Below are 13429 nucleotides of genomic sequence, written 5' to 3'. Positions count from 1 at the left end.
CCAAGCCTGTAGCGGACTTTCACCGCCGAGTTATCGCCCATGCCGGGCGCACATGCAAAAAAATAAGAGCACCCCGCGGGGCGCTCTTATTTTTGAATTTATCTTACTTACTATTATCGATGATATACATTAATTGTACCAAGCTGCCTTCTACTTTATAGGCAATTACAAACGTGTAGTATCCCTTCTCTTCATTCGTTAAATCAAAGGTGAATTTCTCAGGGGACTTCGACCATTCACTACCATCAAGCACTGTCTCTTGGGACGTTTTATTGTTTCGAATTACTGCTGTAACAGGGATTACTTTATTACCATCTATCCCTGTAACGAGATTATCGACTTTAACAACAGGTCCATTTAATTGGGCTACCTCCATGTATTGAGGATCCAGAGTAAAGTTACTCAGTTTCACCAAGCCGCCAATCGGAGAAAAATCGGTGACTTCATTTCCACTGATATTAAGGGTCTCCAGATTTATAGCATACTCTAATCCTTCAAGAGAACGAACTCGCTCTCTCCCCTTAGGCAAACAGATTAATGAAGTAAGATTATACATATCACCTAGTGTTACTTCCCCGGTAACACCTAACGTTTTCTTAATGGTGTCACTTAAATAACTGTCTTTTACCGTTATGATTTGAGTAAGATCTATCTGATTCAAACCTTTTTTTGCGCTATTTAAAGCTTTTATTGCTGCATCGACTTCATTTTGAGTTACTCCTTGATTAGCGAGGACCTCTTCTGCTTTTGCTAAGCTCGTTGTGAACACCTCGATACTTTCTGAAGTGTATCCTTCTAAAATAACCGCTTTTGCTTCCTCGATTGCTTGTTCAAGCTCATATGTAAACAAGCGATTGGCATTAGCAAAATGCAGCTTCGTATCTCCCCATGTTGCGTGGTCAGATCCATTTCCATTCCCACCATCGGTAACGACTAACTTAAGTTCTTTTGCTCCATTAATGTCCACTTGGGCGAATTTCTGCGGATCTCTTGAATTCATCAGTCCGCTGTCAAATTTCTTCTCTCCATCTACAAACACTTCGAAACTGATGGAACCTACAGAACCATACATCTGACGATCCACCCCAACGAAAGAGGTGAAGTAATCAAAATTCTTATCCGTTAGATCATACACAATAGTGGAATTAGAGTGTGCACCGATCCCTCTTGTGTAGGAAACTTCGCTGCTATTCTCATTCGTCAATCGTAAAGCCTTCGCACTAATAGAGATGTCTTTCAGCGGTGCTGTATAACTATTCTGCGTTGAACTCCAGTCGTAATCGGTTAAATACGTATAATCTTCCATATCCACAACAGCTATGGTTCTTGTCTTTGTGGCCGTATTTCCATCACGATCGGTTACCGTATAAGTAATAGGGTATTCTCCCGCTCTATTAAAATTAACTTGATCTTCACCCGCCACGATGACCTCGGAAGTTAAATCACCATCTTCTGCATCAACAGCCGAATAATAAGTACGAATCATAATTTCTTGACCTACTGTAGTAGATACGGATTTAGGTATGAAAAGCTCAGGTGCACTTGAAGCCGTGGTAAATTTAGCACCAGCCCATACGGTATGATCTTGTGTGTTACCATCACCGGCATCTGTTGTTACAAGTTTCACTTTTTTCGCTCCTGCAACCGGTACTTTTATGAATTCATGCTCAGTGCTTGCTTTCATTACTTCGCTGGAAAATTTCTTCTCACCATCTACATACACCTCAAATATAGCTGATGCCCTTGTTCTATCGGCTGCGTAATCAACGCCGATATAACTTTCAAAGAAGTCATATCCGTTACCCTCAATATTGTATATCACCTCAGAGTTAGCATGTACTCCGATGCCTTTTGCGTATGTCACCGTAAGCCCTTGTCTGAGAAGCGTAATTACATTGCCGCCTGGCGCTGTATCTTTTTTGAACTGACCATAACCTACTCTAGTCGATTCTGCAGTCAGATCAGAAGCATACTCCAAGTTACTCGTTACGATAACATTCGCTGTTTTCGTCACAGTCATTCCTTCGCTCTGAACTTCGTACACCACTTTATAGCTTCCTTTTTTCGTAACATCCACATCGCTTGATGTAACAACGACTTCCCTTGTAATCTCTTTTCCTTGATAATCTGTTGCTTTTACATAATCTACTAGATCAAACGTTTGGTTTAATTTCAGGGTTATCTGCTCTTCTACTGATAATTTAGGCTGAAATGCTTTACATTGGGTCGGGTTTAATGGGTTCAACTTTTTATCATATGCAATGATCTTATAGGTATAATTAATGCTTGTATCTACATTTGTATCCATGAACTGACTCTTACTTGTGAAACCAACGAGGATATCATCTCTATAAATTTCATAACCTAAGATATCGTTCTGATATTCTTTATCTATACTAATGTTCAATGTGTTCGTCTTTGCTGAGGCATTTCCAGCAATATTAACCTCTACTAAATCCGATACATCTTTATTTTCAATTCCTGTTCCTTCATATGTAAGGACCGAATTGTTTAAGTACCAAAGTTTCTTCGGCTCTGGATACTTAGCTGTCTTTACTCTCGTCTCCTCTGTAACCGTGAAACCATGTCTAGCAAAATAACTGCTTAAGTCATAGCCCAATAGCTCAGAAGAAAATTCCACATAATATTGTTGTTTTGAAATATCACCATTGGTAAGGGAAACCTTCCGTTCACGATACATTTTGGATAGATCTCCCCAGTATCCTGGATGTGCAAGCTCTAACTGCCAGTAAGCACCTAAGCGCGCAAACAATCCTTGTGAAGCCATCGTCACTTTATTCTCTTTAATTACATAGTTATAGATCGTTTCAAAAGGAATACGGTCATCAATCGCATTGCTGTTATTCATGCTGTGAGCTTCAACTGACATCAACATGGATACCATGTTGTTCGTAACTTCCCCGTACTCCCGTTCTCCGATCGCAAGACGGTGCCCGATCTCATGGTTAAGTCCCCATCCTGGAGCAACCTTTCTAAAATCAGCTAACATCGTAGCAACCGTATTATTTTGAATTCCCGTATGATCACCGGCTGCGTACATGGCACCATAAGGCTGCATCAGACGGATATTTTCCCGAATCAATCTAGGATCGTTCACCTCACTGGTTCCATCTAGACCATAATTTTCAAAAATCTGATTCATCCATACGTCATAGCCAGTTATTGTATCCACTGGGTTGTTGCCTTTAGTAATAAACTGGTGATAAGCCTCAGAAGCCGTTCCTGTGAAAATGATATGATTGCTGACCATCTCCACAACATCGACTACTTGGCGATCAGCCACATTAGGATATGCTGCTGCATCCTCATCCATTTTCTTTTTATAGGCGATCAGCTCTTGTTTAAACTGTTCGGGATCTGTATCCGAAGTCATCATTGGAATTTTCTCTACCCCCTCAAAACGAAGCACTGGAGCTTTCCCTTGCTCTTCTGATGTATAGGGATTAACAATATAAATGGTTCCGCCCTTAGTAACACTACGGGAATAGGACCCTGTCGCAATTTCGGGTACGGTAATTGTATTTTCCCCTGGCTTAAGCTGAATATTTTTTGCAAAGCTCGACCATGATCCTTCTTGTTGTGTGAAGACTAAGGAAGGGATTTTGTCAGCAGACTCTACCTCTAAATAAACATGAATGAGATCACCAGGTTTAGCTGTAAATCCGGTTGGCTGGTTGTTCGTACCTAAATTCATTCGTAAGTTTTGCTGTGCATGCTTTCTCATATCGCCTCGCTGTTCGGCCTTTAATAGCGTCTCTTGCAAATCTATTTCACCGCTGACCAGCTTTTTAGCTAAATCAATCTGATCTTTATAAGCAGCATATAACGGATGTCCTTTTGCCTCTTGCTCCAGGGTAATCAATTTGTCGATTTGATTATACTCTGGCATCACCGCACTCATCGTTCCATCTGTGAAAAGAGTATTCATAGCATCTCTAACCTTATCTTCTCTATAAAAAGAAAATTCAGCTGCGCTTGCCCAGTTTTGATTTGCCTTTTTGAATACAAACTTAATTCTCTTAAACGTTGTTGGGGCAAATTGAATTTCTACGATGTTCCCTGTGGAACCTATGTATTCTCCTGTAGATACTAATGTAAAATTACTTCCTTCATCTGTAGCCGATCCATATATCTCAAATTCTTGTGCAAACCCTTTACCTTTAGCGCTGTCCTGTCTAGCTGCATACACAATTCGATCTAATGTAGTGATTTCATTTAACCGAAAAACAACCTCATTCGTAAATGTTGTACTATTTGGCTTTCCTGTTTCCCATTGGGTACTCAGATCCCCATCAATTGCTTTACTAATCTGAGAATTAGGGTAATTGCCGCCATTACTTGCGATAGTTGCTATGTTTGCATTTTCCATTTTATAAATACGATTGTATGTAGGTAATACCTCTTGCCCATATAAATCAAAGGGAACTACTGCTGCTTTACTTGCCGAACCAACCTCACTCTGTGCCGCGATTTTTGCTAGTTTAGAATTTTGCACTTCACTTGCCATAACATAACTCGTCTCACTTAACACGCTGAGCAGCATTGCCGCTGATGCAGCGATTACTATCATTTTCTTCATACTCTCTACCTCCTGATGTGATGTGCAGTACTTCTCCAACCCTTACAACTTGCACAAAAAAAGCTACTCTTAAAGAGCAACTTATACGCATCTAAAAAAGCATAAGAAATAAACTCTGCATTCTTATACATTCTTATATCAAAAAGCGAAACACACTCTTTGGCAGCTGGCTGACAATAGTTTATATAAAACCGTAGTCCCTATAGCTTTGCGTCCCTATGTTTCCAAAGGTTTGCCTATTAAGTTTTGGTGGTTCAAAAGACAATATTTACTGTCCTGTTTTATTATCGGAACGTCCCTTATCATTTACAGATAGGTAATTATCATTAAATTTTTTTGAAATATGCAAAGGGTTTGTACTTTATCCCGGTAACTTTTCATTCTTATGGACTATGACGATCAAAAGTTTATATGACTCTAGTTCTGTTTCTTATGCAAGACTGACATTTGCGTGAAATTAGAGAGAAATCAAACAATAGAGTATACTGGATAAGTACAGGTTAGATTAGAGACAAGAATTCTATATGTATGTGAACTGAAATATAGTGCAGAAGAGGTTGAGAATGAGTCAGAAGCAATTTACAGATTATCCTTTAGGTGAAGAAATTATAAGAGCACTTCATAGCTTAGGTTATGAAACGCCAACAGAAGTTCAATCGGAAGTCATTCCTGTTGTACTTCAAAATAAAGATTTGGTAGCCAAATCACAAACAGGCAGCGGTAAAACTGCATCATACGGTATTCCCCTTTGCGAGCAAGTAGAATGGAACGAAAATAAGCCGCAGGCTCTCATTCTGACGCCAACTCGGGAACTTGCCCTCCAGGTAACAGAAGATATCACGAACATTGGCCGCTTCAAACGGATCAAAGCTACCCCGCTTTATGGGAAACATCCGTTTCATATCCAAAAGGCTGAGTTAAAACAACGGACTCACATGGTCGTCGGTACACCTGGACGCGTACTTGATCATATTGAACGAGGAACACTTGCGCTAGAAAGAATCGCTTATCTCGTCATTGATGAAGCCGATGAAATGCTGAACATGGGCTTTATTGAACAAGTTCAATCGATCATTCAGGCACTGCCCAAGGATCGAGTTACGATGTTATTCTCCGCTACTTTTCCAGAAGATGTAGCCAAGCTGTCCCGTAAGTATATGAATAGTCCAACTGAGATTGAAATTAAAGCAACCGGGATCACAACAGCAACGATTGAACATACGCTTATTCAGGTACAAGAGGGAGACAAACTCGCTGTGCTGGAAGATGTACTTATAACTGAAAACCCAGACAGTTGTATTATTTTCTGCCGTACTCAAGAGCATGTCGATTCCTTGTTCAGAGAACTTGCAGAGCTCGAATATCCATGCGATCGGATTCACGGCGGTATGGAACAAGAAGAACGATTTGAAGTGATGAACGCTTTTAGAAGAGGACAATTCCGTTACCTGATTGCTACTGATGTAGCAGCTAGAGGGATTGATATTACAAATATTACACATGTTATTAACTACGACATCCCACTGGAAAAAGAGAGTTATGTTCACCGTACAGGGCGTACGGGACGTGCAGGCAAGACAGGAAAAGCGATTACCTTCGTTACTCCTAGAGACGGCAGTCGATTAGCGGATATTGAGGCCTATATTGGGTTTGAGATCCCTAAGATGAAAGCCCCTTCCGAAGAGGCCGTTGACCTGCGCAGAGAAGAATTTGAACGAAAATTACATGTTCGTACCGAACTTAAGAAGAATAAGCGTGAACTGTTAAACGAACAGATCATGAAGCTCAACTTCAATGGCGGCAAGAAGAAAAAATTCAGAGCGGTAGACTTCGTGGGAACCATTGCAAAACTGGATGGAATCACTGCAGACGATATTGGTATTATTACCATTCATGATCATGTAACGGATGTGGAAATTCTAAATGGCAAAGGACCGCAGGTGCTTGAGATGATGAAGGATACAACCATAAAAGGAAAGCAATTGAAAGTCCGTAAAGGAAACAAATAGAGCCTGAGCCATGTAAAAAAGACGAGAGAAAACGCGCAGCTGTATGCGTTCCTTTCGTCTTTTTCTATTTCTTATTCATTTCAAAAGTCTCTGAGGTTGATGCGGGTATCGTTAATAGAAAGGTAGTTCCCTTCCCCTTCTCACTATGTACCTCAATAGTACCCTTCACCTTATTCAGGGTACTGTAAACCATCAGCATTCCAAGACCGGTTCCTTCTTCTTTCGTCGAATAACTAGGCTCATACAGACGCGTGATTTCTTCATTGGTCATGCCAATTCCCGTATCTTCAATTCGGACAATAATATTCTGCTTCTTCTCCAAAATGTCGATGAAAAGTGTTCCGCCGCCCTTTTCTGTCATGGCTTCGATCCCGTTTTTATATAGATTAATAAGACACTGCGTGATTTGATTCCGGTCATAATAGGCCTTTAACGTGTTATTAAATGTGAGTCTCACATCCACCTTATGTAACAAGGCATATGGCATAATAATTTCGTGGGTGTAATCTACCTCTTCTCTCATATTGGAATAAACCATATTTTCCGATTGTGGTTTAGCAAAAGAGAGATGGTCACTTACAATCTTCTCTGCCCGTTTCAGTTCCAGCAAAGATAGATTAACATATCTTTTTTCTTGCTCTGTCATGGTTTTGGATTTCGCTAATAATTGCAAGAACCCACTGGTCACCGTAAGCGGATTTCTTATTTCATGAGACACGCTAGCCGCCAGCTCACTGACGACATTTAATTTCTCCGAGTAAAGGATTCGGTCACGTCCCTTAATATTCGTAATTATTTTCTCGATAAGAATCATAATGATCAGCATTACTACAATATGTGTTCCGAGTGCATCTACAACAAGCATCCAGAACTGATGATCTAAATCCTTAATAACCCAAGCTAAAGAGATAAGATAGCATCCCATAGTCAAGAAAGAGAAGATAGGTGCAGCTATAATACGGCCTTTAGATTCTAATCTCGTAAACCTCTTACTGTACAACGGAACCAGAATCAGCACACCCGTTGAGAAAAGGAAAGAATGAAGTGTACCTTCTCCCCCCACATAAAACCGAAAAATATTCAGCAAGATATATAAAGGCAAAACATGCCTGTACCCTCCGAATAAAGCAACAATAATAAAAGGAATATATCGCAGATCAAAAATAAACCCAGCTTCTAAGCGAATCGGCATGATCATACAAAGGCACATGGTTACTGCCGAGAAAACCACAAAAACGTAACGAATGTTACAAAAAGGTCTATTTTCAAAAAAGATCAAAAATACGAGGACTGGAAAGAGTAAAAACAAGAAATTAAGCAGCAAGATTTGGAACAAGCGTTACCTCCACTTCTAACTTTTACTACAAAAGAGAGCAGTTGTAATATTTTTGGATTAATTTAGCACATGCACTAATTTATTATTATAAGTAAATTTGAGCTTGCTGACTATAAAATGCACGCTATTTCCTCCATCCAATTTTATACAATTGGAAAAAGCATCCGCGAGGATGCTTCTACTTTAAGATCTTTATAGGAGATTTCGGATATAAGCGGATAACTCTTCAGCGGCTTTTTCATGGGCCGTTGCCCCTGGGTGGCTTCGAGCACCCATTGTTTGTCCTGTCATATTTGGCAGTTGGAATACAGAGACGTTCTGATCTCCTGTTTTCTGCTTAAATGCATCAACCGCTCGGTATATGGCTGGCATCATGGGTATCCCTAACATTCCGTAAGCCCATACGATTTTCGCCTGCTTGTTATACTTTCTTATCTTCATGAGAAAACGAACCAGCGCATTCTCAAAGGATTGTATATCTTCCTCGTGATAGGAACCATCCTCATGTAATCGTTGTTTATAGGTTTCCCCCGTTACTTCATCCTTCCATTCAGGGGAATAGAATGCTCCTCCATCATTTGTCCCGAGATTTACTACTACCACATCCGGTTGCCATGATTCAAAATCATTTTCCTCAAAGGCACCCAAAGCTTCATTTTTCTTTCCCGTGAGAATGCCGCATACTTTCTCATAATAATCGGGCATATTTGCACGCGGATTGTTATCCCAACTTGTAAGGATACCCCATCCACTTTGAGAGAGAATCCGGTAATCCGCTTGTAACTTACTTGCAGTCATCGTGCTGTAATTGTGAATTGCACTGCACCACATCGGGATCCAATCCTCTTCCGTTCTCGCACCAATGGCTCCTTCTCCCGTTGTAATGCTGTCCCCGATGAATTCAATTTTGTAAGGTCTCTCTTCCACAGGCAGAAAATCCCCATCCGTCTTTACGGCATGAATCTGTAGTAAGTTGCCAGGGTCTCCGCTCATTGCCTGCATGTCTTTTACTATGCGCACATTTTTTATAACCTCTTTATTCATCCCTCTAAATACACAAATAAAGCTTCTTCCCGCTATTATCATTTGCCTGCTTACAGGAACCGAGTTGATTAGAATACTAACCCAAGGCTCATATGTATCATAATCCACCTCTATTTCCACCCATAATTCTGATCCTCTGACATTGAATTCAACTGCACTTCCTGTCCAGAATAATGTGAGCGGAGAAAGTCGTCCTGTCGTTCTTCCGTGAACTTTCAAATGTTCAATCTCAGATAAGGGATGCAACTCTAGTTTAGCTAACGTCTCCATGTATATATCCTCCTAAACATTCCTCTTCCTCCTACTACATTTCGCCAGATGTAAAATATACCCTTTTAAATAGCAAAAGACAGATCCAAAAGGACCTGTCTTATAAAAAATCTATTGTTCAAACCCTTGTAATAAGGCTAAAGCTTCTTCGTGATTGGGTTCAAGTTCTAACAGTTTTCTGAGATAATGAAGTGCTTCTTCAATCTTCTCTAACTCAAAGCAACATATCGCCAAACAATAGAAGACGGTAGATACGATCTCTTCCTCATCTTCGCAAAGCTCAATTGATATTTCTAAGTAACGTTTAGACTCTTCATACATCTCCATCTCAAACAATACTAAGCCTGCATCCAGTGCTAAGTCATAGCGCTGTTCCATCACATAGTACGATGACCACATGATTTCTATACCCCTTTTAATATCCAGCAGCTCTTCGTCTCTTGCCTCCGGCAATAGACTGCTAATCTGCTTTGCACTCTGAATGAAGAATTCTGCATCGTATCCGCCGAGACGCCAGAAGCTTAGAATCTGCTGCATCCCCATGCTGTCTATTCTTTGATCGACCCATTCTTTCATACTATAAAATTCATCGGGACCAAACCGCTCAATAAACCGGCGATAAGCTAGTCTTGTATTTGAATATCCCTGTGGCTGATCCAGCTTAAGAATACAGCCGACATTTATATTACGATAGTGGTGCGGAGAGAATAATGCCTCGGCTCCTCTCTGTTCAAAAACTTGCTGAAGTGCATGATAATTAGCTGTTAATGAAAAACTTCCGTGCATAATCAGCTCCGGCGGCTCTGAGAATCTCCAGTAGTCGAGTAAATGCTCTCCTTTATCTGCTGTAATTAATACAAAACCTTCCTGTGACAACTGATTCAAACGTTCTAAACAAGTGAGTCCTGCTGCAGGAAATAAAATATGTGATTCTTCTAATTCTTCTTGATAAACAGCAATGACATCACGATAAGGATATGCCTCCTGCTCATACTCAGGTGCTCTCCTATGTTCATAACGCAAAGATATTTGGTCTAATACTTCTGACGGTTTTAATGTATCCATATGTTCAGGATATTCCACAAAAACATCTGCCTCATATACGTTTCCATCCTGGATATAAAGGAGTTCCTGAGGAATTCCACAGAAGAAGTAGTTAGCCACAACCAGTAAAGGTTGCTTTACATCTCCTTTACTAATGGTGATGCCCTCCATCACTAGGTTCAGTTCCGTGTCCTGAACGGCATCAAATTTTGCAAAATCAAGCACACCATCCGCTGTAAAAGGTTGCAGTGCGGGATGCTCTTTCCAAGCCAGTACATTACTCATAGCAAGATCCGTCATTACATAGCGGAAAGGCGGCAGTGATATCCCCGCATAGTCCCTGAGTTTATACAACTCGAGAAGTACATGGTAAGCAAGACGTCCTGCTCCAGCTCCCAGCTCTACGATTGTAACTGGCTCTGTGGTATGTCCTTGAGTGGCCCGATCTTGGAGAAAGCCAAATATCATCTCTGCATAAGCTGCAGCAATCATGGGATTACTCGTTATATATTGAGGCACCTGATCATTATTCCATGCCTTCATTCCCTTTTCTTCATAATAAGCTCGTGATAAGTCCCATATGGGTGCTTCGCTAAAGCGGTAACGTTGTTTTTTGTTCTCTATCATTTTCATTGTATCCTGCTCTCTACCCGTTATTTATTGCTTTGTATCCTCTATCTTTCTGCTCACTCTATCATACTCTTTTTTTCCTTCTGTCACGAATTCTACAGCAAAACAGGATACATTCCCATCTACATGCGGGTTACATATCCTGTTTCTTTCGATCGATTCATATGATGATTCTTGGTATTTACTGTCAGGTCCCGCAATAGGTTCGGTACGGTACAGCTGATTGCGGTGGAAGTGCAGCAAATTCAGCTTGTTCAGCTGTATAGGCATAAGGGTCTTTAAGCACATCTAGCAGCTGCTCCATAACGCTGTAGTCTGCTTGATCTACTGCTGCCTCTAACGCAGCTTCTACCCGGTGGTTACGAGGAATCACGGCAGGGTTACTGCGGCTCATCAGCTCATAGGCCTCAGCCTTTGTTTCTGGTTGTGTGTCTAGTCTTGCCTGCCACTGCCCAAACCAAGAAGTGAATTCATCACTTCCGTACATTGCCACCTCTTCAGGCTTTTGCAAAGTTAGAGAACGGAATGTGTTTGTGTAATCTGCATCTTGCTTGTACATCATGGTAAGCAGATCTTCGATCAGGGTTTCATCCTCCTGCTCTTCCGTATATAGCCCTAGTTTTGCTCTCATTCCCGCCAGCCAGTGCTGACGATATAACTTAGGAAATTCAGCTAGTACGTCCTGGGCTAGACTCACACCCTGCTCCGTGTCCTCATGCAGCAAAGGTAGTAAGGCTTCTGCTAATCTTGTGAGATTCCATCCCGCTATACTTGGTTGATTTCCATAGGCATACCGCCCCTCCCGATCAATGGAACTAAATACGGTTGCCGTGTCATAATCATCGAGGAATGCACAAGGACCATAATCAATGGTCTCTCCGCTGATCGTCATATTATCGGTATTCATCACCCCATGAATAAAGCCGACTAGCTGCCATTTACTTATAAGAAGGGCCTGTCTTCGAATTACTTCCTGAAGCAGATGGAGGTACGGGTTCTCTGCATCTGCCGAATCTGGAAAATGCCTTTGTAAAGCGAAGTCAGCTAGGGATTTCAAATCCTCTTTCGTGCCCCAACTCGCAGCGTACTGAAATGTTCCTACACGCAGATGGCTTGCTGCTACTCTGGTTAGAATAGCGCCCGGCAGATAGGTTTCACGAATAATCAGCTCACCTGTCTTCACCACGGCCAGACTACGGGTTGTCGGAATTCCAAGACCATGCATTGCTTCACTAATGATATACTCACGCAGCATAGGTCCAAGGGATGCCCGGCCGTCTCCCTGTCTTGAATACGGCGTTCTGCCTGATCCCTTCAGCTGGATATCAAATCTCTCACCCGAAGGTGTAACCTGTTCCCCGATAAGCACAGCTCGTCCATCCCCAAGCATGTTGAAATACCCAAACTGATGACCTGCATAAGCTTGAGCAAGCGGATAAGCTCCTTCTGGGATTTCGTTACCTGCAAGCACGCTTGCACCTTGATCACTATTTAGCACCTGTTCATGTAGTCCAAGGGTCTTCGCTAGTTCATCATTAAATACAACCAAATGTGGTGAACGTACCGGTTCAGGCTCTTGGCGGGTATAGAATAGATCAGGCAGACGAGAGTAGCTGTTGTCATAATTCCAGCCTGCATCTGAGCTTTCCTTTTTATTCATGAGTTCATCTCCCTCTTTTGGCCTGTAGAACACTTCTTGTTTTGTAGTATACCCTTTTCATCCTTTCTTTGCTTACCGCTCAAATAATGATAATAAGAGATGGAGAAAGTGTATAAACAAATTGCCGAGGAGGTGCAAATAGGTGTGTAAACTAGGAGATTGCTGATAAATGCCGATAAATAAAGAAGGTTTTACATATTATCTTTAGTACGAGTGGTTATAAAAAAAGTTGCCGATCCTTCCGATATAGTAAATAAATCACAAATGTGATTACAGAAAAATTTTAAGGGAAGCGCTGTCATCTTATTGTTTTCTGAATTAAGTCTTAGGGGATTGTAAAATACAAGAAAATACAAAGGTTTACAGTTTATTACTGAGGGATATATGAGGTTCTAGCTTTTCTTACTCTTCACTATTTAGCTTCTGGTATAGACTAATTAATTGATCCCGTTCTTGCTCTGTTAACTTTTCGAATAGATTCATACGCAGTTTCTCACCTGCTTGGGTTGCTCTATTCAAAACATCTACACCATCTTCTGTAATTTCCAAATAGATCACACGGCGATCGCTTTCATGCGTCAACCGATTAGCAAACTTCCTCTTTACTAATTTATCTGATAAATAACTGAGCGTGGGAGGAGTAAGTCCGAGTGTTTTTGCAATGTCCGATGGCCGGCTTTTTCCATTCATTTTCAAATGTCCGAGCACAATAATCTGCGAAATACCGAGGTCTTCGTGAAATGTTTTATTCCACTCAATAATTAATTGATTCGTAACCTTATCCATACTATGTATAAGTTCAAAAAAGGGTTGTCTTTCCATAGAATCCTCCTCGG

General features: G+C 41.1%; 7 protein-coding genes and 1 riboswitch. Of the genes, 1 reads left to right on the top strand and 6 read right to left on the bottom strand.

The annotated features are described in order from the left end of the window. Window positions 1–103: 103 nt before the first annotated feature. Window positions 104–4600: an NPCBM/NEW2 domain-containing protein gene (locus GQY27_RS14585; RefSeq protein ID WP_160035649.1), complete on the bottom strand. Its 4497-nt coding sequence runs from the start codon at window positions 4598–4600 to the stop codon at window positions 104–106. A gap of 158 nt (window positions 4601–4758) precedes the next feature. After that, window positions 4759–4847: riboswitch (cyclic di-GMP riboswitch) on the bottom strand. A 316-nt stretch (window positions 4848–5163) separates the two neighbouring features. Here GQY27_RS14585 and GQY27_RS14580 point away from each other — a divergent pair. Then, complete coding sequence (locus GQY27_RS14580) at window positions 5164–6609, top strand: DEAD/DEAH box helicase (protein ID WP_160035647.1); 1446 nt, start codon at window positions 5164–5166, stop codon at window positions 6607–6609. Window positions 6610–6673: 64 nt separating this feature from the next. On the opposite strand, the gene GQY27_RS14575 is transcribed toward GQY27_RS14580, so the two are convergent. From GQY27_RS14575 to GQY27_RS14555, 5 genes are all read right to left on the bottom strand, one after another. Continuing rightward, window positions 6674–7888: an ATP-binding protein gene (locus tag GQY27_RS14575; RefSeq protein WP_328803005.1), complete on the bottom strand. Its 1215-nt coding sequence runs from the start codon at window positions 7886–7888 to the stop codon at window positions 6674–6676. Window positions 7889–8137: 249 nt separating this feature from the next. Continuing rightward, entirely contained in the window at window positions 8138–9259 is a 1122-nt protein-coding gene (locus GQY27_RS14570; RefSeq protein ID WP_160035643.1) for an SGNH/GDSL hydrolase family protein, read from the bottom strand. A gap of 111 nt (window positions 9260–9370) precedes the next feature. Then, window positions 9371–10930, bottom strand: a complete 1560-nt coding sequence (locus tag GQY27_RS14565) for a tetratricopeptide repeat protein (RefSeq protein ID WP_160035641.1) — start codon at window positions 10928–10930, stop codon at window positions 9371–9373. Between the two features lie 190 nt (window positions 10931–11120). After that, complete coding sequence (locus tag GQY27_RS14560; RefSeq protein WP_160035639.1) at window positions 11121–12593, bottom strand: protein adenylyltransferase SelO; 1473 nt, start codon at window positions 12591–12593, stop codon at window positions 11121–11123. 402 nt (window positions 12594–12995) lie between these two features. Next, window positions 12996–13415, bottom strand: coding sequence for a MarR family winged helix-turn-helix transcriptional regulator (locus tag GQY27_RS14555; RefSeq protein ID WP_160035637.1), 420 nt, complete (start codon window positions 13413–13415; stop codon window positions 12996–12998). Between the last annotated feature and the right edge of the window lie 14 nt (window positions 13416–13429).

The sequence above is a fragment of the Paenibacillus sp. An7 genome (genome assembly GCF_009870785.1).
Lineage (GTDB): Bacteria > Bacillota > Bacilli > Paenibacillales > Paenibacillaceae > Paenibacillus.
Note: the sequence above shows the minus strand (reverse complement) of the source record. Positions and strands in the feature narration are given on the sequence as shown.

What these genes read in the sequence shown, in the direction of transcription:
- GQY27_RS14585 (WP_160035649.1), bottom strand. Translation starts at nt 4,600, where the DNA reads ATGAAGAAAATGATAGTAATCGCTGCATCAGCGGCAATGCTGCTCAGC.
- GQY27_RS14580 (WP_160035647.1), top strand. Translation starts at nt 5,164, where the DNA reads ATGAGTCAGAAGCAATTTACAGATTATCCTTTAGGTGAAGAAATTATA.
- GQY27_RS14570 (WP_160035643.1), bottom strand. Translation starts at nt 9,259, where the DNA reads ATGGAGACGTTAGCTAAACTAGAGTTGCATCCCTTATCTGAGATTGAA.
- GQY27_RS14565 (WP_160035641.1), bottom strand. Translation starts at nt 10,930, where the DNA reads ATGATAGAGAACAAAAAACAACGTTACCGCTTTAGCGAAGCACCCATA.
- GQY27_RS14560 (WP_160035639.1), bottom strand. Translation starts at nt 12,593, where the DNA reads ATGAATAAAAAGGAAAGCTCAGATGCAGGCTGGAATTATGACAACAGC.
- GQY27_RS14555 (WP_160035637.1), bottom strand. Translation starts at nt 13,415, where the DNA reads ATGGAAAGACAACCCTTTTTTGAACTTATACATAGTATGGATAAGGTT.